At 67.6% G+C, this 24,566-nt stretch carries 17 protein-coding genes; 8 read left to right on the top strand and 9 right to left on the bottom strand.

Annotated features, from left to right (window positions below):
• Positions 1 to 6: 6 nt before the first annotated feature.
• Entirely contained in the window at positions 7 to 516 is a 510-nt protein-coding gene (locus ACW173_RS19105; protein ID WP_492081667.1) for a GNAT family N-acetyltransferase, read from the top strand.
• Positions 517 to 844: 328 nt separating this feature from the next.
• Here ACW173_RS19105 and ACW173_RS19110 read toward each other — a convergent pair whose 3' ends face one another.
• A complete protein-coding gene (locus tag ACW173_RS19110; RefSeq protein WP_492081668.1) occupies positions 845 to 1,843 on the bottom strand; it encodes a LacI family DNA-binding transcriptional regulator in 999 nt (332 codons plus the stop codon).
• 216 nt (positions 1,844 to 2,059) lie between these two features.
• Here ACW173_RS19110 and ACW173_RS19115 point away from each other — a divergent pair, with 216 nt between their 5' ends.
• The 5 genes from ACW173_RS19115 to ACW173_RS19135 all read left to right on the top strand — a co-directional run bounded on the left by ACW173_RS19115 (position 2,060) and on the right by ACW173_RS19135 (position 10,922).
• Positions 2,060 to 3,649 (top strand): rhamnogalacturonidase, encoded by a 1,590-nt coding sequence (locus ACW173_RS19115; protein WP_492081669.1) that lies wholly within the window; start codon positions 2,060 to 2,062, stop codon positions 3,647 to 3,649.
• Positions 3,650 to 3,827: 178 nt separating this feature from the next.
• The gene (locus ACW173_RS19120) at positions 3,828 to 6,773 is read left to right on the top strand and encodes a TonB-dependent receptor domain-containing protein (RefSeq protein ID WP_492081670.1); all 2,946 of its coding nucleotides are present in this window, start codon (positions 3,828 to 3,830) and stop codon (positions 6,771 to 6,773) included.
• A 247-nt stretch (positions 6,774 to 7,020) separates the two neighbouring features.
• Positions 7,021 to 8,646, top strand: coding sequence for a glycoside hydrolase family 43 protein (locus tag ACW173_RS19125; protein WP_492081671.1), 1,626 nt, complete (start codon positions 7,021 to 7,023; stop codon positions 8,644 to 8,646).
• A gap of 106 nt (positions 8,647 to 8,752) precedes the next feature.
• Positions 8,753 to 10,201, top strand: coding sequence for a glucuronate isomerase (uxaC, locus tag ACW173_RS19130; protein WP_492081672.1), 1,449 nt, complete (start codon positions 8,753 to 8,755; stop codon positions 10,199 to 10,201).
• A complete protein-coding gene (locus ACW173_RS19135; RefSeq protein ID WP_492081673.1) occupies positions 10,188 to 10,922 on the top strand; it encodes an IclR family transcriptional regulator in 735 nt (244 codons plus the stop codon). Before uxaC ends, ACW173_RS19135 begins: the two co-directional genes overlap by 14 nt.
• A 19-nt stretch (positions 10,923 to 10,941) precedes the next feature.
• On the opposite strand, the gene ACW173_RS19140 is transcribed toward ACW173_RS19135, so the two are convergent.
• From ACW173_RS19140 to ACW173_RS19160, 5 genes are all read right to left on the bottom strand, one after another.
• Positions 10,942 to 12,351, bottom strand: coding sequence for a glycoside hydrolase family 30 protein (locus ACW173_RS19140; RefSeq protein WP_492081674.1), 1,410 nt, complete (start codon positions 12,349 to 12,351; stop codon positions 10,942 to 10,944).
• Positions 12,351 to 14,654 (bottom strand): beta-glucosidase, encoded by a 2,304-nt coding sequence (locus ACW173_RS19145; protein WP_492081675.1) that lies wholly within the window; start codon positions 14,652 to 14,654, stop codon positions 12,351 to 12,353. Before ACW173_RS19145 ends, ACW173_RS19140 begins: the two co-directional genes overlap by 1 nt.
• A gap of 22 nt (positions 14,655 to 14,676) precedes the next feature.
• Complete coding sequence (locus ACW173_RS19150) at positions 14,677 to 16,209, bottom strand: tryptophan halogenase family protein (RefSeq protein ID WP_492081676.1); 1,533 nt, start codon at positions 16,207 to 16,209, stop codon at positions 14,677 to 14,679.
• 116 nt (positions 16,210 to 16,325) lie between these two features.
• Entirely contained in the window at positions 16,326 to 19,184 is a 2,859-nt protein-coding gene (locus ACW173_RS19155; protein ID WP_492081677.1) for a TonB-dependent receptor, read from the bottom strand.
• 157 nt (positions 19,185 to 19,341) lie between these two features.
• Positions 19,342 to 20,382 (bottom strand): LacI family DNA-binding transcriptional regulator, encoded by a 1,041-nt coding sequence (locus ACW173_RS19160; protein WP_492081678.1) that lies wholly within the window; start codon positions 20,380 to 20,382, stop codon positions 19,342 to 19,344.
• 209 nt (positions 20,383 to 20,591) lie between these two features.
• Between ACW173_RS19160 and ACW173_RS19165 the strand changes: the two genes are divergently transcribed.
• Entirely contained in the window at positions 20,592 to 21,659 is a 1,068-nt protein-coding gene (locus tag ACW173_RS19165) for an alginate lyase family protein (protein ID WP_492081679.1), read from the top strand.
• Here the strand turns inward: ACW173_RS19165 and ACW173_RS19170 are convergent.
• The gene (locus tag ACW173_RS19170; protein ID WP_492081504.1) at positions 21,656 to 22,597 is read right to left on the bottom strand and encodes an IS481 family transposase; all 942 of its coding nucleotides are present in this window, start codon (positions 22,595 to 22,597) and stop codon (positions 21,656 to 21,658) included. The genes ACW173_RS19165 and ACW173_RS19170 overlap by 4 nt on opposite strands.
• Before the next feature lie 162 nt (positions 22,598 to 22,759).
• Between ACW173_RS19170 and ACW173_RS19175 the strand changes: the two genes are divergently transcribed.
• The gene (locus ACW173_RS19175; RefSeq protein ID WP_492081680.1) at positions 22,760 to 23,344 is read left to right on the top strand and encodes a DUF2939 domain-containing protein; all 585 of its coding nucleotides are present in this window, start codon (positions 22,760 to 22,762) and stop codon (positions 23,342 to 23,344) included.
• On the opposite strand, the gene ACW173_RS19180 is transcribed toward ACW173_RS19175, so the two are convergent.
• Positions 23,341 to 23,814 (bottom strand): tyrosine phosphatase family protein, encoded by a 474-nt coding sequence (locus ACW173_RS19180; RefSeq protein ID WP_492081681.1) that lies wholly within the window; start codon positions 23,812 to 23,814, stop codon positions 23,341 to 23,343. The two genes, ACW173_RS19175 and ACW173_RS19180, sit on opposite strands and share 4 nt — an antisense overlap.
• Positions 23,811 to 24,566 carry an adenosylcobinamide-GDP ribazoletransferase gene (cobS, locus tag ACW173_RS19185; RefSeq protein ID WP_492081682.1) on the bottom strand — a complete coding sequence of 252 codons (756 nt, stop codon included), beginning with the start codon at positions 24,564 to 24,566 and terminating at the stop codon, positions 23,811 to 23,813. Before cobS ends, ACW173_RS19180 begins: the two co-directional genes overlap by 4 nt.

Here is a 24,566-nt window from a genome sequence, read left to right on the forward strand (position 1 = left end):
TTGGAAATGTCCCGGAACGACGCGGATGCGATCGCCGATCTGCACACCCGCAGCCGCCAGATCGCCTATCGCGGCCTCTATGGCGACGCCTTCCTGGAGCACGAGCTGTTCGACGTCTCGCGGGCGACTTGGCGGGCGCGGTTCGAGGCGTTCGATCCGGCGACCGACCTGATCCTGGCGGCGATGGGCGGCGAAGTGCCGGTGGGTCTGGCCTATGCCTCGTTCCGACTGAACCCCGAAGTCGGCTGCCTGCTCGACAACCTGCACGTCGCGCCCGAGCGCAAAGGCGGCGGCCTGGGCAGCGCCCTGCTCGCCGAGACCGCGCGCTGGCTGATCGAGGACCACGGCGGCGCGCCGCTGCATCTGGAGGTCTATGCGCCGAACGCGGCCGCGCTGGACTTCTATGTCCGCAAGGGCGGCGTCGAGGTCGCGCGTTATGCCGAAGTCGTCCCGGGCGGGCGCGAGGTCGACACGGTGCGGTATCGCTGGGCCGATCCGGCCGCCCTGCTCCGCTAGGCCCCGAACAAGGAAACGGCGAGCGACCGTTCCCGGTGCGCTCGCCGTTCGCCCCCGTGGAGGGCTCTCCGTCATTGGCTCGAGGCCACCGTACGGGCTCTCCACTGTCCCCACCGGCCAACTCCCACGAGAAGCAGACCGGTATCGTCTAGGACCAAGGTGCGGGTCGGACTGTGACGATCCTCACACTCGGTGAAATCATCGTTTCTAGAACGATCATATGCTGGCGCGACCACGGCGCCGGCGCGCGCGAAGCTCCGACCGGCGTTCTCGACGCCCTGGGCAGAGGCGCCGGGCGGCTGGACTACGCCAAACGTCGGCTAACCATCTAGGCGTTCGCGGGGCCGACCGACTGTCGGTGCATCAGCGTCAGATCGATCGGATCCCGCGGCCAGCCGCGGCGGCCGCCGTTGATCATCTCCAGCAGACGCTCCGTGGCGGCCTGGGCCATGTCGACCAGCGGACGCCGGATCGTGGTCAGCGCCGGCGTGATGATCGACGCGATGTCGCTGTCGTCGAACCCGGCCACCGACAGCTGGTCGGGAATGGCGACGCCGCGCTCCCGGGCCGTCTTGACGACGGCGGCGGCCATGATGTCGTTGCTGGCGAAGATCGCCGTCGGCGGCTGATCCAGCGACAGCAGCGCCTGGGCGGCTTCCAGGCCGCTCTCGAAACCGTAGTCGCCCTTGCGCAGATAGGGCTGGGGCATGGAGCCGCCGATGCCCTCAAGGAAACCGGCCTTGCGCTCCTGGGCCGAGCGGAAATGCGGCGGCCCTTCGATCATGGCGATGCGCTTGTGGCCCTGGGCCAGCAAGTGCTGTCCAAGCGCCCGGGTCGCGCCCCGTTCGTTGCTGACCAGCATGCAGGGATATTCGGGCACCAACACCGAAGCGATGCCAACGGACGGTACGCCCAGGCGCGTCAGACGCTCGGGGATCGCGGCGATCTCGGAGGCCGGCGGCAGGACGATCAGCCCGTCCACCCGCGAGCGGCGCACGAAGTTCTCGACATCCGCGGCGACATCCGGAGCGCCGAAGCGCACCGGGCGTACGACCAACTCGTAGCCGTGCGAGGAACAGGCCTCGACGATGCCCCGCTGCAGCGCGCCGATCACGTGGGCGTTGGGGTCGTCCTGCACCATGGCGATCAGGAACGAGCGCCCGGACGCCAGCGCCCGCGCCCGCGTGCTGGGAGCGTAGCCCAGGCGCTCGATGGTCTCGAGCACCATCTTGCGGGTCTCGGCGCCGACATTGGGCGACTCGTTGAGCACGCGGGAGACGGTCCGGATCGAGACGCCGGCCGCGATGGCCACGTCGTCGATCGTCACGGACAATGCCGCGCCAAACGCCCCTACCCCCACGAGAGTCTCCTTGTTCCCACGATGTGGCATATAACGGTATTTGTCTGAGTGCTAGCGTTAGCATCGGCGGCGCCAGCGCTGGCATTTTTAATGCTACCGGTACCATTTTTATTGACTCAACCCAGGACGCCGCGCTCTCCTGCGCTCAACGAACCGCGTTAGACGGTTTCGGGGGAAGCGCAGATGAGACTCGACCGCAGAGGAATGGTGCTGGCGGGACTGGTTGGGGCAGGCGCCATGACGCCGCCGAACCTGGCGCGGGCCGCGCCGTCGAAACCCACCTCTCCGACCGACCACTGGTTCAATATTCGCGACTTTGGCGCTGTCGGCGACGGGGCGAGGATCGACACGGCGGCGATCAACAAGGCTATCGACGCGGCGGCCAGGCATGGCGGCGGCACGGTCTATTTCCCGCCCGGGACCTATGCCAGTTACACGATACGCCTGAAAAGCAAGGTCACGCTGCTGCTGGACGTCGGCGCGGTGCTGCTGGCCGCGGACACGCCGCCCGGCGGCCCCGGCTACGACAGCCCGGACGAAGGCGCGGCGACCAACAGGTTCCAGGACTATGGCCACAGCCACTGGGCCAACAGCCTGATCTATGGCGAAGGCCTGCACGACGTCGCGATCGTCGGCCAGGGCCTGATCTGGGGTAAGGGCCTCAGCCGCGGCCATCGCTTCGAGACCGATCCGCCCGATGTCAGCGGTCCGGGCGTCGGCGACAAGGCCATCGCGCTGAAGAACTGCCGCAACGTGCTGCTGCGCGACTTCAAGGTGCTGCGGGGCGGCTGGTTCGCCCTGCTGGCCACCGGCGTCGATAACATGACCATCGACAACCTGGTCATCGACACCAACCGCGACGGCCTGGACATCGACTGCTGCCGCAACGTGCGGGTCACGGGCTGCACGATCAACTCGCCCTGGGACGACGGGATCTGCCCGAAGAGCTCGTTCGCGCTGGGCTATGCCCGGCCGACCGAGAACCTGACCATCTCGGACTGCTTCCTGACCGGCGACTTCGAGATGGGCTCGGTGATCGACGGCAGGTGGAAGCGGATGCCACCGACCCACAACGGCTATGGCCGCATCAAGCTGGGCACGGAGTCCAACGGCGGGTTCAAGAACGTCACGATCACCAACTGCGTGTTCGACAACTGCTACGGCCTGGCGCTGGAGACGATGGACGGCGCCCTGACCGAGGACATCGCTATCAGCAACATCACCATGCGCGGCCTGCGTTTCCCGCCCCTGTTCCTGCGGCTGGGCAGCCGCATGCGCGGTCCGGCCGGCGCGGAGGTCGGCAAGCTGCGGCGCATTACGATCCAGAATATCGTCAGCCACGGCGCCAAGCCCTGGCCCTCGATCATCGCCGGGGTGGCCGGCCATCCGATCGAGGACGTCAAGATCAGCGACGTCTATTTCCATCAGCAGGGCGGCGGCTCGGCCGAGCTGGCCAAGCGCGACCCGCCCGAGGCCGACAAGGCCTATCCGGATCCGGACATGTTCGGCGACCTGCCGGCCAACGGCTTCTTCATCCGCCACGCCCGCAACATCGAGATGAGCAATGTCGAGATCGCCGTGGAAGCGCCCGACGCGCGCCCGGCTTTCTGGATGCGGGACGTGACCGACATCGACCTTTTCCGCCTGCGCCTTCCCCAAGGGGACAGCAAGGGTCCGAACTTCGCCCTGGATCAGGTCACGGGCTTCCGCAGCTTTGGCGGTCGTTGGCTGGAGGACAAACGCTTCGACACGACGGTCACACAGACGTTCTGACCGGCCTAACGCCGGCGGATCAGCAAAGGGCGGCCGCAAAGAGCCGTCGCAGGAGGGAATTCAAATGAACAGCAAACACTATCTCAGCGCCGCATCATCCATGGTATTGGCCGCCTATTTGCTTATGCCAGCGCTGGCAAGCGCACAAACCACCCCCACGACGGATGATAACGCCGAGGTGGAAACGATCGTGGTCACCGGCTCGCGCTTGGCCTCGCGGGGCTTTTCCGCCCCGACCCCGGTGTCCGTCGTCGACTCCGAGGAGTTCAAGCAGTCCGGCGCCGTCAACGTCGAGCAGGTCCTGAACAACGCGCCCCAGTTCCTGGGCTCGCAGAACAACGGTCCGACGGCCAACACCGTCCCCGGCGGTACGGCGACCCTGAACCTGCGAGGCTTCGGCGCGCAGCGGAACCTGGTGCTGGTCAACGGCCGGCGCTTCGCCATCGCCGGCGCCGACCAGACGACCGACATCAACACTATTCCGGCCTCGCTGATCCGACAAACCGAGGTGGTGACCGGCGGCTCGTCGGCGGTCTATGGCTCTGACGCCATCACCGGCGTGGTCAACTTCGTCCTGCGACAGGACTTCCAGGGCGTGGAGCTGAACCTGCAGGAAAGCTGGGACAGCCACACCACGACGCCGACCCACAACATCGACCTGACCGTCGGCGGCAACTTCGCCGAGGGCCGTGGCAACGCGGTGTTGTCGTTGAACTATCTGGACCGCGGCGCCGTCTCGCGCGGCATGCGCGGCGACTGGGCCTATGACTCTCTGTCGGATGGCTGCGTCACCGCCGCCTCGTTCAGCAAGAGCAAGGCCGGAACGCCGTTCAGCCCGCCGGCGGGCCAGACCTGCGTCCAGGCCGGCGGTCGCCAGGGCCTGATCGCGGGCGGCAGCGGCGACATCCCCAACGGCCGCTTCACCGGCGTGCCGCTAGTCGGCTCGTCGACCTCGAACCCGGCGCTGGACGCGGCCTTGATCGCCGCCGGCCTGGGCGGGATGGGCGCGCGCGGCTTCACCTTCAACGACTCCGGGACCACGGCCCGCCCCGCCCTCACCCCGCAGGACGACTTCAACCTGGGTCCCGACAACTACCTCATCATCCCGCAGAAGCGCTGGATGCTGAACGCGATGGGCCACTACGATTTCAACAGCAAGGTCACGGGCTACGTCGAGGCGCACTACAGCAACAATATCGTCGACATGCAGCTGGCCCCGACCAACATCAACGGGCCGTTCCTGTTCAACACCAACAACCCCTACCTCTCAGCGCCCATGCAGGAGGTCCTGCGCCAGTTGGACCTGAAGGAGGTGGGCACGACGACGGTGACGACCGGCACGGCCACCCGCACCACGGTGGCCGGCGATGGCTTGGCGGTGATCAATGTCGGTCGCCGCCTGCGTGAGGTCGGCCTGCGTCGCAACAACGCCGAGCGCAACGTCTTTCGCATGGCCGCCGGCTTCCGAGGCGACCTGGGCGACCTATCGGAGAGCTTCCTGCGCGACCTGCGCTACGACGCCTACTACACCTACGCCCGCACCCAGGAGACCGACCACCAGGACGGCAACGTCTCGCGTAGCCGGTTCGCGGCCGGCCTGCTGTCGGTCGGCGGCGCGGCGCCGGTGCTGAACGTCTTTGGCCCGAACATCTCGGCCGCCGGCGTCCAGGCCATCGCCATCGGGGCCACCAACATCACCGAGGCCAAGCAGCAGGTCGCCGCCGCCAACCTGTCGGGCGAGGCCTTTAGCCTGCCCGCCGGCCCGGTCGACTTCTCGACGGGTGTCGAGTGGCGCTACGCCTCGGCCAAGTACATCCCCGACGAGTTCCTGCGCTCCGGCGACGTGGTCGGCTTCAACCCCGGCCTGCCCACCGGCGGCAGCACCATCGTCAAGGAAGTGTACGGTGAAATCCGCGCGCCGATCCTGGCCGACCTGCCGCTGATCAAGAACCTGACCGCCAACGGCGCCTTTCGTTATTCGGACTACAATCTGAAGGGCGTCGGCGGGGTCTGGACCTATTCGGTCGGCGGCGCCTGGGCGGTGAGCTCGGACCTGAACTTCCGCGGCCAGTTCCAGCACGCCATCCGCGCGCCCAATGTTGGCGAACTGTATGGCGGCCTTGCCCAGAGCTTCGACGCGGCCACCGACCCGTGCTCCAGCCGCGCGCCGACGGCGCAACAGACCGCCGCCGTCCGCGCGGTCTGCGAGGCTACCGGCGTGCCGGCCGCGCAAGTCTTCTCGGCCGGGGTGCAGTCCAACACCATCATCGGCAACCTGTCGGGCGGCAACCCGAACGTCGGCATCGAGGAGTCGGACACCTATACGTTCGGCGTGGTGCTGACGCCGCGCGCCCTGCCCGGCCTGGCGGTCAGCGTCGACTATTTCAACATCGACCTGACGGGCGCCATCTCGCAGCTGGGCGGCGGCCTGAACAACACCCTGAACCTCTGCTACTACATCGTGCAGAGCGCCAGCAGCGAGTTCTGCCAAGCCATCAAGCGCAACCCGGTCACCGGCGAGATCGCCCCGCCCTACTATGCGACGGTGACCAACGCCAATACCGGCGGCCTGAAGACGGCCGGCGTAGACTTCGCGGCCAACTATCGCTTCACGGCGAACTTCGGCCTGCTGGCGGATGACAGCAGCTTCGATATCGCCACCAGCTGGACCTGGACCGACGAGTTCACCTCCACGCCCGTCCAGGCCTTCCCGAACATCAAGAACTACTGCGTCGGCGCGTTCGGCACGGCCTGCGGCCAGCCCATCCCGGAATGGAAGGGCGGCACGCGGATCACCTGGCGCAACGGCCCGCTCAGCCTCAGCGTCAAGCACCGCTTCATCGGATCGGTGACGACCGACAAGTACCTGCTGCCCAAGCGCCTGGGCAACACGGTTCCGGACCTGGCCACCCTGACCAACCCCAAACTGCCGGCCCAGAACTACTTCGACCTGTCGTTCAGCTACGACCTGAAGGACGGCGTGCAGATTTACGGCGGCGCGCAGAACATCTTCGATCGCGATCCGCCGATCGTCGGCAGCGCCTCGCCCGGGGCCAACACCTATGCGGCGACCTATGACGTCCTGGGAGCGACCATGTTCCTGGGTGGCCGACTGAAGTTCTAAGAGCGCGTTGGGCGAAAGTGTGAGCGGTTTCGCCCTTAAAACGCGCTCTAAATGTTTGAATCTGAGCCTGTTTATCGATCTCGATAAACAGGCTCGGGGATCGTCGGATGAGGGCGCTTATGCTTGTGCGGGGTTTCGACGCGTATCGGTCGACATGCCCCGCCGCCCTTGCCTGGCGCCGGCGCGCGTGGCGCAGACCTCCCTTGCCCCACGCGCGCCCGGATCTTCGTCTAGTCTGGAGTTCGTGATGCGAAGAAGATCATCTTCGGCCCTGCTCGCCGCCATCGCCCTGGCGCTTATGCCCATCGTGGCCAGCGCCCAGGCGCCTGCGACCTATCGCAACCCGATCCTGCACGCGGACTATTCCGACCCCGACGTGATCCGTGTCGGGGACAGCTATTACATGGTCGCCTCGACCTTCCATTTCTCGCCCGGCCTGCCGGTGCTGAAGTCCAAGGACCTGGTCCACTGGACGATCCTGGGCCACGTGCTGCCACGCCTGCCGTTCGCGCCGGAATACGACCTGCCCGGCCCGGTTCCGACCGACGACGCGGGCGCCCGCATGCCGCGCGACCAGCGCACCGTCGGCCAGCGTTACGCCGGCGGCGTCTGGGCGCCGTCGATCCGCCATCACGACGGCCGCTTCTATGTCTATTTCGCCACCCCCTATGAGGGGATCTTCATGTCGACGGCGGACAAGCCCGAGGGGCCCTGGACCGCCCCAGTGACGGTGGTCGCCGGGCCCGGCTACGAAGACCCCTGCCCATTCTGGGATGACGACGGTCAGGCCTATCTGGTCCACGGCAAGGTCGGCGCGGGGCCGCTGGTGCTGCATCGCATGGCGCCGGACGGCAAGTCGGTGCTGGACGCCGGGACGGTCATCGCCGAGGACGCCAAGGCCCTGCCGGTGTTGGAAGGCCCCAAGCTCTACAAGCGCGATGGCTGGTACTACATCTTCGCCCCGACCGGCGGTGTCGAGACGGGGCCACAGACGGTGCTGCGCGCCAAGGACATCTGGGGCCCGTACGCGCACCGCCCGGTCCTGGTTCCGGGCAACGGGCTCAAGGGTCCTCACCAGGGCGGCTGGATCGAGACCCCGTCCGGCCAGGGCTGGTTCATCCACTTCAACAGCGCCGGCGCCTATGGCCGTATCGTCCACCTGCAGCCGGTGACCTGGAAGGACGACTGGCCGTTCATCGGCCAGCCGTTGCCGGTCGGCGTCGGAACCGCCGGTTGGCCGGTGCTCGAGCATGCCATGCCCGACGTCGGCGGTCGTTTCCCGCCAGTGAACCCTCAGACCTCGGACGGCTTCGCGGCCAAGACTCTCGGCCCTCAGTGGGAGTGGAACCATAATCCCGACGACAAGCGCTGGAGCCTCACTCAGCGCCCCGGCTTCCTGCGCCTGACGGCCGCGCCCGCGCCGAACCTGGTCAGCGCCAGCAACACCCTGACCCAGGTCCTGCAAAGCGAGAAGGCCGTCGTCACCACGCGCCTGGATGCCGCCGGCCTTGCCGAAGGACAGCGCGCGGGGCTCTCGATGTTTGGCCAAGGTCTCAGCTGGATCGGCGTCGCGCGTCGCCAGGGCGCGTTGCAGGTCGTGCAGGCCTATGCCGGGACCGAGACCCCAGGTCCGCGCCTCAAGGCCAGGACGATCGACCTGCGCGTCGCTGTCGAGGGTCAGGCCGCGCGGTACGCCTACAGCCTGGACGGCGGCAAGACCTTCACCGACCTGGGCGAGGCGGCGCCGTTGCGCTTCAGCTGGTGGAAGGGCGCCCGGCCGGCGTTGTTCACCTATGGCGACCCGGCTTATGCCGAAGGGGGATTGGCCAAGCAGGGCCACGCCGATTTCGACTGGGTTGAGGTCACGCCGTGACGTTGCGTCACTTCATCCCAAAAGGTGGGTTGATCGGACTCGCCTTCCACCGCCTTTTCCTGACGATCGGCGTCCAGCGTCGACCGCGCCTTTACGAGTACGAGTGATGCCCAGGCCTCTGAATTTCCACGAAGATCGGCTGTTTCCGTCGGATGCGACGACGCGCTCGTACGCGCGGGGCCTGTACGGCCTGGTCAAGGACCTGCCGATCATCAGCCCGCACGGCCACACCGATCCGTCGTGGTTCGCGACCAATGAGCCGTTCCAGGACGCCACCGACCTGCTGCTGGCCCCGGACCACTATCTGTACCGGATGCTCTACAGCCAGGGCGTCAGCCTGGACGCGCTGAAGGTGCGCTCCAAGGCCGGCGTGCCCGACACCGATCCGCGCGCGGCCTGGAAGCTGTTCGCCAGCAACTTCCACCTGTTCCGTGGCACGCCGTCGTGGATCTGGCTGAACCACGTGTTCTCCAAGGTGTTCGGCTTCACCGAATTCCTCGAAGCCGCGAACGCCGACGACTATTTCGATCGCATCAACGAGGCGCTGGCCAGCGACGCGTTCCGGCCGCGAGCCCTGTTCGACCGGTTCAACATCGAGACCCTGGCCACTACCGAGGGGCCGCACGAGGTGCTCAAACACCACCAGGCCATCCGTGAAAGCGGCTGGGGCGGCCACGTGATCACCGCCTATCGCCCTGACGCCGTCATCGACTTCGAGGACGAGCGCGGCCCGCGCGCCTTCGAACGCTTCGCCGAGGTGTCCGGCCAGGACGTCTACAGCTGGAAGTCCTACCTCGAAGCCCACCGTCTGCGCCGCCAGGCCTTCATCGAGGCCGGCGCGACGTCTTCGGACCACGGCCACCCGACCGCCGCCACCGCCGACCTGTCTGAGGTCGAGGCCCAGGCCCTGTTCCAGAGCCTGGTGAAGGGCGACGTCACGCCTGAGAAGGCCGAGCTGTTCCGCGCCCAGATGCTGACCGAAATGGCCAAGATGAGCCTGGACGACGGCCTGGTCATGCAGATCCACCCCGGCTCGCACCGCAACCACAATGTCGGCCTCTTGCAGACCCACGGTCGCGACAAGGGCGCCGACATCCCGATGCGCACCGAGTACGTCTCGGCGCTGAAACCCCTGCTGACCCGCCTGGGCAATGATCCGCGCCTGTCGGTGATCCTGTTCACCCTGGACGAGACCGTCTACAGCCGCGAGCTGGCCCCGCTGGCCGGCCATTATCCGGTGCTGAAGCTGGGTCCGTCCTGGTGGTTCCACGACAGCCCCGAGGGCATGATGCGCTTCCGCGAGCAGGTCACCGAGACCGCCGGCTTCTACAACACCGTCGGCTTCAACGACGACACCCGCGCCTTCCTGTCGATCCCGGCCCGCCACGACGTGGCCCGCCGCGTCGACAGCGCGTTCCTGGCCCGTATGGTCGCCGAGCACCGCATGGACCTGGTCGAAGCCGAGGAACTCATCGTCGACCTGACGTACAACCTGCCTAAGAAGGCCTACAAGCTCGAGCAGCGTCCGGAGTGGGCCCGTCATGTTCATCTCTAGCGAGGCCCCCGCCAAGACCGAGAAGGTCAGCCAGACCCTGCTGCGCGCGCTCGACATCCTGGACGCCGCGCGTGGCGGTCCGGTCGCCCTGTCGGAACTGGAGCACAAGCTGGGCCTGACCCGCAGCACGGCCCATCGTCTGGCCTCGGCCCTGGTCGACCGTCGCCTGCTGACCCACGATCCGCGCAAGGGTTATCGCCTGGGTCCGAAACTGATGAACCTGGGCTTCCAGGCCCAGGAATCGACCAGCCTGGCCAGCGTCGCGCAGCCATTCCTGGACGCCCTGGCCCAGGAGATGGACGACGCGACCAACCTGGCGATCCGCGATGGCGACGACGTCGTCTATATCGCCCGTTCGCCCAGCCGCCGCCGGGTGGCCGTGCGCCACCAGGTCGGCGACCGCAACCGCGTCAGCAACACGGCGCTGGGCCGCGCCTTGATGCTGGACGCGACGCAGGAGGCCTGGTTGGTCTATTTCCCGGGTGAGGACCAACGCGCGGCGCAAAGCCAGGGTCTGGGCCGCCACTTCGACGAGGCCGGCGACTGCATCCGCTGCGTCGCCGCGCCGATCCGCGACGCGAGCGGCGCCATCGTCGCGGCGCTGAGCCTGTCCAGCATCCCGCAATATATGGACGAAGAGCGGATGGAGGCGGCCAGCCAGGGCGTCATCGACGCCGCCCACGCCATCAGCCGCCGGCTGGGCTGGGGCTGGGAGACCTGAGGGGCCTCCCAGCGCGCCTTCACCAGGTGAAGGTGCCGGCCGCTCGGGCCGGCAAGGTCGCCTTGAAGGTCTGCTTGCCCTCGGTGATCGCGAAGTCGGCCGGCTGAGCGCCGACGTTCAGCACGATCAGCACCCGGCCGCCGTCGCGGTTCTGGAAGGCCACGGTGCGCAGGTCGCCGACCTTGGCCGGTGAACCGATCCGCACCGCGCCCGGCCTCACGAACCGGCTGGCGTGACCGAAGGCGTAGTATTCCTGGGTGCGGGTGATCGCGCCGCTCGTGCTGTCGATCGTCACGAACGGCCGGCAGTCATTGCAGCCGCCAGCGTGTGGGCCGAACTTCTCGTCCAGGGCCAGGTTCCACATCAAGACGCCGCGCGAGCCGCCACGAACCGAGCCGATGATCAGGTTCTCGACCATCCACGAGAAGCTGTCGTCGAACTTCGGCGCCCACTCCCCGCCCGAGCACTCGGTCAGGAACACTTCCTTGTCCGGGTTGGCGTCGGTCACCGGCTGCTGGGCCGCGACATCGCCGGCGTAGCAGTGCCACGCCACGCCCGCCACGAACGCCCGGGCCTTGGCGTCTGCCAGCACGGTCGTCGGCTGCCGCGGCTGATCCCAGTTGTGGTCCCAGTCGAGGACCTTGGTGGTGATCTTCTCGCGCTTGAAGACCTGGGCCAGGTTCTCGCCGAAGAACCTGGCGCGGTCCTTGGCCGACCAGCGCATGCCCGGATAGCTGTCGGGCTCGAAGTCCGGCTCGTTCTGGATGCTCAGATAGTCGGTCGGCACGCCGACTTTCCGGGCTTCCCGGATGTAGCGGGCGAAGAAGTCTGCATAGACCGGATAGGCCTCGGGCTTAAGCTGGCCCTGGACCAGCGAGCCGTTGGTCTTCATCCAGGCCGGGGCGCTCCACGGCGAGGCCATCACCTTGAGGTCGGGATTGATCTTCAGGGCCGCGCGGACGGTCGGGAAGACATATTCCTGCGGCCGCTTCAGCGAGAAGTGCTCCAGCTTCGGATCCGCCGCCCCACCCGGTGCGTCGTCCAGGCTGTAGTGGTCCAGCGAGAAGTCCGAGGCGCCGATGGTGACGCGGGTGAAGCTGAAACCCAGGCCGCCCTCCCCGCGGCCGTACAGCTCCTTCAGCAGCGTGTCACGCTGGGCGGGGGTCAGCTTGTTCTGGATCAGCCAAGCCGAGGAGTCGGTGATCGCGCCGCCAAAGCCGACGATCGACTGGTGGCGCTCCCTGGCGTCGACGGCGATGACCGGCAGGCCGGCGACCGCGCTGGTCGCCACCATGCCCGAAGGCGCCTGGGCGGCCATGAGCTGGCTCTTGTCGCCCGTGGTCACCCAGCTCCGGAGCTTGGGCGCCGCGAGGGCCGGAGCCGCGACGACGAGCGTGGCGACGGCGATGGTGGTGAACAGAGCGCGCATCACGGCTTCCGCGACCAAGCCTTGAGGTTGGCCGTGCCGGTCAGGGCCATGTCGCCCGCGTGGCCGCCGACATACAACGGGTAGGTCCCTGCCGGGATGGTCCAGCCGGGCTTGGCGACATCGTAGTCCGCCAGCAGGCGCGGCTCGACCGTCAGGGTCACGCGCTTGGTCTGGCCCGGGCCCAAGTCGACCTTCTCGAAGCCCGCCAGGCGGACCATCGACTTGCGCTTGCCGGCCGTGACGTACAGCTGCGGCGTGTCGGCGCCGGCGACCTTGCCAGTGTTGGTGACGTCGAAGCTGACCTTCAGCCCCGCCGCGTCCTCGACCTTGAGGTTCTTGTAGGCGAAGGCCGTGTACGACAAGCCGTAGCCGAACGGATACAGCGGCTGACGCTTCTCCTGGGCGTACCAGCGATAGCCGACGGCGGCGCCTTCCGGATACTTCACCACGAAGCCCTTGATCGGACCGGCCTTCTGGCCGGCGCGGCGGGCGTCGTCGATGGCGGCCTGCTCCTCGAAGCCCGGCGCGCTGGCGCGGGGCGCCTGGTCGGCGGTCTTCGGGAAGGTCATGGCCAGGCGGCCCGACGGATTGACCTCGCCGAACAGCAGGCGGGCGATGGCCTGGCCGCCGCGCTGGCCGGGATACCAGGCCTGCAGCACCGCGCCGACGCGGTCCAGCCACGGCATGGTCACCGGCCCCCCCGTCTCGAGCACGACGATCGAATTCTTGTTGGCGGCGGCGACGGCGGCGATCAGGGCGTCCTGGTTCTCGGGCAGGACGATCGAGGGCGCGTCCTGCGCTTCGGTCTGCCAGTGCCAGGCGAAGACGATGGCGACGTCGGCGTCCTTCGCGGCGGCGGCCGCGGCGGCCGGATCCTTGCCGTCGACATAGACGACTTCAGCGCCCGGCGCGGCGGCCTTGATCGCTTCCAGCGGCGAGGACGCATGCCAGGTGACGCGGACGAACGAGGCGGCCTCGCCGCCGTTCAGCGGGATCTCGACCGGCGCGCCGCCGACCGAACGGACCTGGGACGAGCCGCCGCCCGAGATCACGCCGACATCGGCATGGGCGCCGATCAGCACGATCTTCTTGGCGGTCTTGGCCAGCGGCAGCAGGGCGCCATTGTTCTTCAAGAGTACTGACCCGCGCTCGGCCACGGCCTGGGCGACCTTGGCATGGGCGTCGTAGTCGATCGGCTGGGCGGTCGTTGGCGTCGGGTTGTCCATCAGCCCAGAGGTGATCACCCCGTGCAGGATGCGGCGGACCATGTCGTCGACGCGGGCCTGGCTGACCTCGCCCTTGGTGATGGCGGCCTTCAGGTCGTCGCCGAAGAAGATCTGGGTGTCCAGCTCCTGGCCCGACTGCTGGTCGAGGCCGGCCAGCGCCGCCTTGACCGTGCTGTGCACCGCGCCCCAGTCGGACATCACGAAGCCCGGATAGTTCCAGTCGCGCTTGAGCACCTTGTTCAGCAGGAAGTCGTTCTGGCAGGCCCAGTCGCCATTGACCTTGTTGTAGGCGCACATGACCGAGGCCGGGTTGCTCTTCTCGATCGCGATCTGGAAGGCCAGCAGGTCGCTCTCGCGCAGGTCGGCCTCGTCGATCTGGGCGTCCATCACGTGGCGGCCGGTCTCCTGGGCGTTCAGGGCGAAGTGCTTGATCGTCGAGACGATGTGGTTGGACTGCACGCCCTTGATCTGCTCGCCGGCCATCTCGCCGGCCAGCAACGGGTCCTCGCCCAGATATTCGAAGTTTCGGCCCGCCCACGGGTCGCGGGTCAGGTTGACGCCGCCGGCCAACAGCACGTTGAAGGTCTTGGCGCGAGCCTCGGCGCCGATCATCGCGCCGCCGGCATAGGCCAGCTTGGGCTCGAAGGTGGAGGCCAGCGCCAGGCCCGACGGCAGGGCCGTGGCGACGTCGCCCTTGCGCTGCTCGACCTGATTGGCCACGCCCAGGCTGGCGTCGCTCTCACGCAGGGTCGGAATCTTCAGGCGCGGCACGCCCGGCACGTAGCCGGCGGAGGGGATCATGTCGGCCGGGGCCGGCTTGGTGTTGGGCGGGAACAGGCCGTGCAGATAGGTGATCTTCTCGTCCAAGGTCATCTGCTTGACCAGGGCGTCGGCGCGGGCCCAGGCCGGGTCGTTGGCGCGCGGGGCCAGCGGCGCGCTGTCCTTGGTCGGCATGGTCTCGGCCAGGGCGCCCGAGACCGGAGTCAGGGCGAGCAACGCCACGGCGGCAGTGGTCCGGCACAGGATCCGCAGTCCTGACAAGGACTGGGCGGACGAAGGCTGGGCGGCGGTCGTCATGGCGTTACTCCGTGTGAACATTCTAGGCTGTTGGAACGAGCGGTGGCGTGGCCAGCGGCGGCGCCTGGCAGGTGCGGGCCACGAACTCGGCGTGGCTGGGCATCAGGTTCAGGCACTTGCCGATGACCGTTTCGATGTTCTCGAGGTGACGGGCGATGGCCTCGTCCGAATGGACGCGGACCAGCGGATCGTATGCGCGCGGGATGATCCCCTGCCCCAGGAACACCTGGATCCAGCTCTCCTCGGTGAAGAGCTCGTCGTCCTCGCGGAACACGCGGCCGTTGGCGCTGAACAGGTCCATCTTCCGCCGCAGCGTCGCGGGGACCTCCATGTCGCGGCAGTAACGCCAGAAGGCGGTGTCGTCGCGCTGGGTGGCCTTGTAGTGCAGGATGATGAAGTCGCGGACCCGCTCGTATTCGAAGTCGGTCTGGCGGTTGAACTCGTCGATCGTGGCCTGGTCGAAACCGGCGTCCGGCAGCAGGCGAACCATGCGGATCACCGACGACTGGATCAGGTGCAGGCTGGTCGACTCCAGCGGCTCCATGAAGCCGGCGGCCAAGCCCACGGCCAGGCAGTTCTTGTTCCAGATCTTCTTGCGCTTGCCCGTGGTGAAACGAATACGCAGCGGATCGGCGCGCTGGGCGCCGTCCAGGTTCGACAGCAGGACGCGCTCGGCCTCGTCGTCGTCGATGTACTTGCTGGAATAGACGTGACCATTGCCGGTGCGGTGCTGCAGCGGGATGCGCCATTGCCAGCCGGCGTCATGCGCGGTCGAGCGGGTATAGGGCGTGAAGTGCTCCGAGCGTTCGGACGGCACGGCGATGGCCCGGTCGCAGGGCAACCAGTGGGTCCAGTCGTCGTAGCCGGTCTTCAGCGCCTGCTCGATGATCAGCCCGCGGAAGCCCGAGCAGTCGACGAAGAAGTCGGCGGCGATCACCTCGCCGTCGTCCATGGTGACCGACTGGACGAAGCCGTCCTCGGGCCGCAGCGTCACGTCGACGATCTTGCCCTCGCGCCGCTGGACGCCGCGCGCCTGAGCGTAGGTCGACAGATGCCTGGCGTAGAGCCCGGCGTCGAAATGGAAGGCGTGGGCGATATGGCCGATCGGCGAGTCCGCCATGTCGGCCCGGGCCCGCATGAACTTGTCCTGCATCGCCATGGCGTTGTTGATCGCCAGGTTGTCGAAGGGACCCGCGCGGCCCAGCTCGCGCATGCGCAGCCAGTACTGGTGAGCGCGCAGCCAGCCCAGATCCTGGCCGATGACGCCGAAGCCGTGGATGTAGCTTTCGCCCTTGCGCCACCAGTCGCGGAACTCGATGCCCAGCTTGAACGAGCCCTGCGTCTTGCGCAGGAAATCGTCTTCTTCGATGCCGAGCAGTTCGTTGAATTTCTTGATGGCGGGGATGGTCGCCTCCCCCACCCCGATCGTGCCGATCTGCTCGGACTCGATCAGGACAATCTCGTAGAGACCCTGGAAGAGACGCGAGCACAGCGCCGCCGTCATCCATCCGGCGGACCCGCCGCCGGCGATCAGTATCTTCTTGAGCGGTTGCAACCACCCGCCTCCCGTTTAGCTCGGAAGTCGGGGCCGCCATCAGGCGACCCCGCCTCCGATTGGTTCTTGCCTGGCGAGCCTAGCCACGGGGGAGCGCGGCGGGCTCAGCCTCCTGCTTAGAACCGATAGTTCACGCCGAACAGGATCTGACGGCCGTACTTTTCGTAGGTTTCCGGCAGCGAGGCGCCGCTGCTGGTCTTCGTGCCGCCGCCGTCCAGGCCAAGCCGCGTGCGGTACGGCGAGTCCGTCAGGTTGTTGACCTGCAGCAGGAAGCCCAGGTTCTCCAGCGGCCCATCCTCGAAGGTGTAGCCGATCTGGGCGTCCACCTGCTTGTCGGCCAGGATCTCGGTGAAGCCGCGCGTGGCGTACAGCTGCACGACCTCGCCCTTGAAGGCCGAGCGGTAACGTTGGCTGATCCGCGCCTGGAAGCCGCCGCGCTCGTAGTAGCCCGTGATGTTGTACACGCGCTTTGACAGGCCCGGGATCCGGACGGGATCGGCGGCGGTCGTCGGGTTCAGGTTCGACTTGGTCAGCGACAGGCTGCCCTGCACGCCCAGGCCCTTCAGCAGGCTGGCGATCTCGCCGAAGTCCAGCGCGCCGCTGAACTCCAGGCCCTTCAGATTGCCACCATTGCCGTTGGCCGGCAGCGTGATCTGGCCCATCGGGTTGATGTTGGTGCCCGCCGGGATGCTGGCGCCGACCGGGATCGGGATGCCGGTGAAGTCGAACGTGCCCGTCTGGTTGTAGATGTAGGTGTCGAGTTTCTTGTAGAAGCCGGCCACCGATAGATAGGTCGCGGGGCTGATGTACCACTCGTAGGCCAAGTCGGCGGCCTTGGCTTCCCACGGGCGCAGGTGCGGGTTGCCGCCCGAGGCCGACCACGGATTGACCGTCGTGCCCGGGCCGCAGGGCTGGCTGGAGCAGACGAGCGAGTTGAACCCCGGCGTGACGTTGGCGCGCATGTCATCCATGCGCGGACGCGCCATGGTCTTCGACAGGGCGAAGCGGACGCGATGGCCGCCGCCCAGGTCGTAGATCAGGTTCAGGCTGGGCAGGACGTCGGTGTAGCTGTCCTTGGCGTTGATTTTGGTCGGAACGATCGGCTGGCCGGAAGCGAGGCCGTTGATCACCACGCCGCTGGACGATTGCTCCTGGCGGACCACCTGGACACCCAGGTTACCGCGCAGGTCGCCGACCATGAAGTTGGCGCGGCCGAAGAAGGTGGTGACCTCTTCGCTGATGTCCCAGTTCTTGTCGTAGTAGTTGGCGTCGAGGATCGGCGCGGTGTCGTAGTACTTCTTCCAGACGTCGCCGATCTTGACGCTCAGCACGCCGCCGAAGCCGGCGAAGCCCAGCTGGGTCGGATCGACCAGGTCCGAGGCGTCGACATAAACCTGCTGGCGACCGTTCTTCAGGAACAGGTCGTTGTCCGAGACGGTCTTGCCCTTCTCGCGCTTGGTGTAGTTCACCCCCGCCGACAGCTGTGTGATGAAGCCGTCCATCTCGTGTTCGAGATGGATGTCGACCGCCTTGACGTCTTCCTTGACGTGCGGGAAGCGGATCGAGCCGTCGTGCCCCCAGCCGCCCCAGGGAGCGCGGTCGCCAAGGGTGACGCGGCTAGCGTCGTCGTAACTCAGGCCTTCCTGATACCGCGAGAAGCCGCCGTCGTCGGCGACGTTGAACCGGATGCCGTCATAGGTGCGGCCCACGTCTGGCGTACCGGGCGTGACGCCGCCGACGCCGCGGCCGTAGCCCGCGTACGTCTCCATGATCTGTTCTTTTCGCTTGTTGGACGAATAGGAAAGGTCGGCGACCAGCTTGGTCCTTTCGGTCAGCTGGAACTCGTTGTTCAGCCCGGCCGAGAACAGCTGGTCCATGCGGGTGTTGTAGTCGTTGCGCAGCTGCAGGACGCCGTTGTGCAGGACGCCGCCCGAGGCGAACTTCGAGCCGCCCAGGTCCTCGCTCGTGACGTCGGTGAAGAAAGCGCCGTCGGCGAACGGGTTCGAGAACCACTGGGCGCCGCGCGTCGTCTCCTTCTGCTTGAAGGTCGAGTAGTACATGTCGAGCGTCGAGTGGAACCGGTCGTTCGGCGCGTATTCGAGGATGCCGATGAAGGCGTCGCGCTTGTTGTTGCGCGAGGTGGCGAAGATCTCCTGGCCGTTCAGCATCAGCGCGCCGTCGGCGCTGTCCGGCGTGGTCGAGTCGGCCGGGAAGGCCTCGTAGCCATAGGCCTTGTAGTGCTTCACCTGCGACGGCGAATCCAGGTGGGCGTAGCCGAGGGCCAGGCCGATCGTGCCGTCGGCGAACTGGTTGATGTAGCTGGCGCTGTAGCGGCCGCCCCAGTTGCTGGCGTCGTCGTTCAGCGACTTGCCGGCCGTCTTCTCGCCGCGGATGTTCACGGCTACGGCGCGCTTGCCATAGGCCAGCGGACGCACGGTGCGCAGGTCGGCGGTGCCCGACAGGCCCATGCCCGAGACCTGGGCGTCCGGCGTCTTGTAGATCACGACGCTGGACAGCAGTTCCGACGGATACTGGTCGAACTCGACGGCGCGGTTGTCGCCGGAGCTGGCCTGCTGGCGGCCGTTCAGCAGCGTGGTGGTGAAGTCGGGCGCGAGACCACGGATCGAGATGACCTGGGCGCGGCCGTTGACCCGCTGCGCGGCCAAACCCGGTAGGCGCGCGATCGACTCGGCGATCGAAACGTCCGGCAGCTTGCCGATGTCTTCGGCGGAAACGGCCTCGACGATCGAGGTCTCGTTCTTCTTGATGTTGATCGAGTTCTGGATGCCGGCGCGGATGCCGGTCACCACGATGGCGTCGACGGTGTCGGCGTCCTGCGCCGCCGGGGCCGTCTGGGCCGAGGCCGAACCGGCGAGCGCCAGCGTGATCGCGGCGGCCGAGGCGGTGCCAAAGAAGGCATGGAATGGGAATTTCTGGACGGACGGACGCGCGCCGCTCCGAGTGCGGTTTCGCATAATCTCTCCCCTCTGAACCCGCCCCTGCGCGGGCGAGATATCGTTTTTGTTTGTACGGCCGAACCTTAGCCGTGGAAGCGCTTCCATGGAAGCGCTTCCAACTGCATCAATTGCGACAACGTTGTCAAGATGGAAGCAAACCGGAATGGAGGAGAGATTACGCCGACGCGGTCGTCTGGCGTGACACGACCGCGTGTTCCAGCTGTTCGAACACGGGTTCGGCGCTGGAATTGACCCCGGTCAGGCGCGCGACCAGAAGCTCGACCGCACGCTGGCCAAGCACCTTCACCGGCTGGTGCACGGTGGTCAGCGGCGGCCAGACGATGGCGGCGACGGGAGCGTCGTCGAATCCGGTGATCGACAGATCTTTCGGGATGCTGAGGCCCCGCGCATGGGCGGCCGACAGCACGCCGGCGGCCATGTCGTCATTGGCGCAGACCAGGGCCGTGGGCTTCAGCGGATGGTCCATCAGTCGCGGCGCCAGGTGGGTCCCGGAGCGGAAGGTGAAGTCGCCGCGCAGCACGACGCAGTCACCCTCCCCCAGCCCATGTTCCTCCAGCGCGCGGCGGAAGCCCTTCAGGCGGCGATCGGCCGACAAGTGGCCCTCGAGGCCGGCGATGAAGCCGAATCGGCGATGGCCCAGGCGCAGCAGCTCGCGGGTCATGTCGTAGCCGCCGCCCTCGTCGTCGACGCCGACGCCGTCGGCCTTACCCTTGCCCGGACCGCCCGGCGACACCGTGACGACCTTGCAGCCCTGGGCCAGCACCGCCTCGATCAGGGCCACGTCGTCGCTGTAGGGCGGCGACAGGATCAGGCCCTGGCAGCGCTGACTGGTGATCAGGTCCAGCACCCGCTTGTGACAGTCGGGCGTCTGGTCGGGGACATTCTGGACCAGCACCTGGTAGCCAAGGGCCAGGCAGGCCCGCAGCGCGCCCAGCTCCAGGGCGGACTCGTAGTACGAGTTGGGATCGTTCTCGGGGTCCGAGGCGAAGACGAAGGCCAGGAGGCGGCTCGCTCCGCCCGCCAGGCTGCGGGCCTGCGGATTGACCTTGTAGTCCAGCTGCTCGACCGCCTGCATGACGCGGGCGCGCACCTCGTCGCGGACATTGGGGCCGCCGTTGAGCACCCGAGACACCGTCACGCGCGCCACGCCCGAAACGCGGGCGACGTCGTCGATGGTCGGTCTCTTGCTCGTCAAAACGCACTCCCCGAGGAAGGGCCGGAAGATGATCAGGAAAACAGCGCAAGACAAGCGTTTCAGCCAAGTCATCGCCGCGTACCGCTCTCATCGGTCGGACCAGTTCGTCATATTGGCATGACCAATAATTGACAAGCTTGCATATTGGTCAGATATCTTGCCGCGAAGCTCGCGCTGTAGCCGGGCGACAAGCTTATGGGGAGATCGCCTTGAAGACCGCCTGGTTCGCCGCCTGCGCCCTGACCATCGTCGCGCCCGCGGCCCACGCCGCCGATCACGCCCTGCTGGGGCCGAGCTTCGGCAAGGGCGCCGTCGCCCCCGCCCTGTCCGAGATGGTGATCTCGCGGGCCACCGCGAACCTGGACCGCCCGCCCGGCGCCATTCCCCACGCCCACACCGAGGGCACCCTGCCCGGCAAGGGCATCCGCGAGATCAGCATCAAGGCGCGAGAAGACCAGCCGATCGTGCTGAACTTCGCCATCGCCTGGCGCCTGACCGGCGACCGAAGGTTCCTGGACGCGGCCGGCCGCTATCTGGAGAACTGGGCCGACATCTACCAGATCTCGTTCAACCCGATCGACGAGACGGGCTTCGACACGCTGCTGATGGCCACCGACCTCACCGAGGCCGACCTCCCCGCCCCGATCCGCGCCAAGGTCGACGCCTTCTGGCGCCAGATGGCCGTCGGCTATCTGGACGCCATGGACGCCGGTCCCAGGAACGCCGAGACCAACTGGCAGAGCCACCGGGTCAAGCTGGCGACCATGGCCGCCTTCCAGACCGGCGACGCCAAGGTCATCGACCGCGCCCGCGAGGCCTATCGAAAGCAGGTCAGCGTCAACCTGTACGCCGACGGCTCGATGTTCGACTTCCACGAGCGCGACGCCCTGCACTACGTCACCTACAACCTCGACCCGCTGATGATGGCCGCGCTGTCGGCCCGCGCCCATGGCGAGGATTGGTACGGTTGGAAGAGCCCGTCCGGCGCCAGCCTGCCCCATTCGCTGGACTGGCTGGCCGCCTTCGCCAAGGGCGAGAGGACTCACATCGAATTCGCCAACTCCAAGATCCAGTTCGACCGCGACCGGGCCGCCGCCGGCCAAAAGGAATACGCCCCGCACCCGTGGGACGTGGGCAACGGCGTCTCGACCTACAGCCTGGCCAGCCTGGTCGATCCCAAGTTCCTGGCCCTGCGCGACGATCTGGTGAAGAAAACCGGCAAGCGCCCGCCGGTGTGGGCCGAGATCCTGCGCGCCTCGCAACCGCCCGCCCGCTAGGTGTCGTTTCCAAGAAGGTTGTTCACACGCTGCCAGGGGGTGAGGCCTTTGATGCCGGCGTGTGGACGCTTGAGGTTGTAGGCGTCCGTCCAGGGCTTGATGGCCTTGGCGCGGTCGTCCGAGCAGGCGTAGGGCCGGCCATAGGCCCACTCGCGCAGGCTGGTTTGGATGAAGCGCTCGGCCTTGCCGTTGGTGCGAGGGGTGTAGGGCCGGGTTCGCACGTGCCTGGCGCCGGCGGCCTGGAGGGCCTTGGCGAACAGCTTGGAGCGATAGGCCGAGCCGTTGTCGGTCATCACCCGCTGGACGGTGACGCCGTGGCGGGCGAGCCAGGCCAGGGCGCGTTGGAGGAAGGCGGTCGTATCGTGCTGGCCTTCGGACGGCAGGACCTCGGTATAGGCCAGGCGCGAGGCGTCATCGACGCAGACGTGCAGGAAGTCCCAGCCGGCCTTGCGCGAGCGGCCCAGGCGAGGGTCGCCGGTGACGCGGTGGCCCTGGGTGTTGAACTTGCCCAGCTTCTTGATGTCCAGGTGGATCATCTCGCCGGGCGCGGCGCGTTCGTAGCGGACGATCGGGACCTTCGGATCCAGGGCCGTCAGCTTGCCCAGGCCCAGTCGCCGCAGGATCAAGCCTACCGTCGAGCGGGCCAGGCCCAGGGCCTGGGCGATGGCCGGACCAGTCATCCGCTGGCGGCGCAGCACCCCGATCTGCTCGACCACCCCGGCCGGCGTCTTGCGCGGACATCGGCGCGGCGCCGAGCTGCGGTCGTGATGCCTTCGCTCGCCGCCCCGCCGATGCCGCTGCAGCCACTTGCTGGCCGTGCGCCGGGAAACACCCGAGGCCTCGGCGGCCCGCGCCACCGACCAGCCCTGGTGTTCGATGCGGAAAATCATCAGGGCTCGACCAACAGGCGTCAGCCGAGCATTCTTGTGCATGTTCATCCGGGGTCTCCCGGCTTGGAGGTTGGAGCGTCGCAACCCCAGCTTCTCAGCCCGACCCCGGGTGAACAACCTTCATAGCTTCGACAGCTAGCTCACCCTGCTAGCCCAAGGTCAGGTTGACCCCGCCTCCCCCGTCTGCCCCAATCGGCGGGGGAGAACTCGATGACTCGTACAAACCGTATTCTGATCGGCGCCGGCGGCGTGGCCGTGGTGCTGCTGGTCGCGCTGTATTTCGCCTCGCCGATCCTGGCCTTGCAGAGCCTGACGGCGGCGGCCAAGGCTGGCGATCGCGCCAAGCTGGAGCAGAAGGTCGACTTCCCCGCCGTCCGCGAAAGCCTGAAGGCCCAGCTCAAGGCGACCATGACCCGCAAGTTCGAGGAGGATCCCGAGCTGCGCGACAATCCGTTCGCGGCATTCGGCCACCTGCTGCTGAGCGGCGTGGTCGACAAGGCCGTCGACGCCTACGCCACGCCCGACGCCATCGCCAACATGGTGGCCACCAACGAACCGCCGAAGAACATCTCGACCGCGCCGGGCGGCGCGCCGGTCGTCGCGCCAGCCAAGCCGAAAGCCAAGTCCGAGACCAAGATCGGCTACGGTTACGTCAAGGACCTGAACCACTTCCGGGCGACCTATCGCGACCGCGAGCACGCCGGCGACGAGCCGTTCGGGCTCGTTTTGCAGCGGCATGGAATCTTCGGCTGGCGACTGGTGCGGATCGAGCTGCCGGGCCTGGAGAAGGACTAACCTAGCCGCCAGTCGATCACCGCGCTCTCGAAAGCGTCGGCGCCGCGTCCGATGCCGGCGATGGCGCGGCTCATCGCGCCGCCGCGGTCCAGGATCGTATCGGCCAGGGCGACCATCAGGGGATTGGGCGTGGCTTCCGGGCATAGCGCCCTTAGCTGAGCGGCCAGGACCCGCTCGTCGCCGCCGTTCGCGCAGGCCAGGACATAAGCCGCCGCCGTCGAGCGGCTCACGCCGGCGAAGCAGTGGATCAGCAGCGTGGGCGTCCGGGCCAGCCCCAGGATCGTCTCGACCATCGCCGACGAGGGCGCGACGAGGCCTTCACGTTCTTCGGCGATGTCGTTGAATCGCAACAGGGTTCGGGGCCGCGTGACGACTGGCGCCCCGGCGTCGGGCGAGATCAGCGACAGCACGTGATCGGCTTCCCCGACCAACCGCTGGACCGCCGTGATCGGACCAACCAGCAACCTCATAGCAGCGCCGCCACGCCCAGCAGGAAGCCGACCTCGAACAGCTGCTCGACCGCGCCCAGGACGTCACCGGTGTGGCCGCCGATCAACCGCCGGGCCAGCAGCGCCATGGCGACGGCCAGCACCGCGCCGCCGGCGAGGCCCACCAAGGCGGCGTCGAGCGGCAGGAACGCCAAAGGCCATGCGGCCAGCAACAGCGCGACAACCACTTCGCGGCTCCGCACGCCCCGCGGCATGGGCTTCCACTTGCCGGCTTCGCCGCTGGGCGCATAGGGCGTGACGCGCATCACCACCACGGCGGCGGCGCGGCCCAAGCCGTGGGCGGCCAGCAGCATCAGCGCCGCCGCCGGCGCCCCGCCCAGCACCGCGATCTTCAGGCCCAGCACCAGGACCAGGGCGCAGACGCCATAGGTCCCGACACGGCTGTCCTTCATGATCTCCAGCCGTCGCCCTGGCGTCTGTCCGCCGCCCAGGCCGTCGGCGGTGTCGGCCAGCCCGTCTTCGTGGAAGGCGCCGGTGATCAGCAGCCCGACCGCGATGGCCAGCACCGCGCCCACGCCGCCGCCCCAGACCCGCTCTCCGGCCAGCAGCACCAAGGCGCTGACCGCCCCGACGCCCTGCCCGACTAGCGGGAAATAACGCGCCGAACGGGTGATCCATTCGGGCTCGAACGTCTTCAGGCTGGGCACGGGCACACGCGTCAGGAACTGTATCGCGCAGACCAGCAGCCGAACCTGATGCCGCGCCCAATCCAC

It is taken from the genome of Caulobacter sp. ALps2, assembly GCF_058681635.1.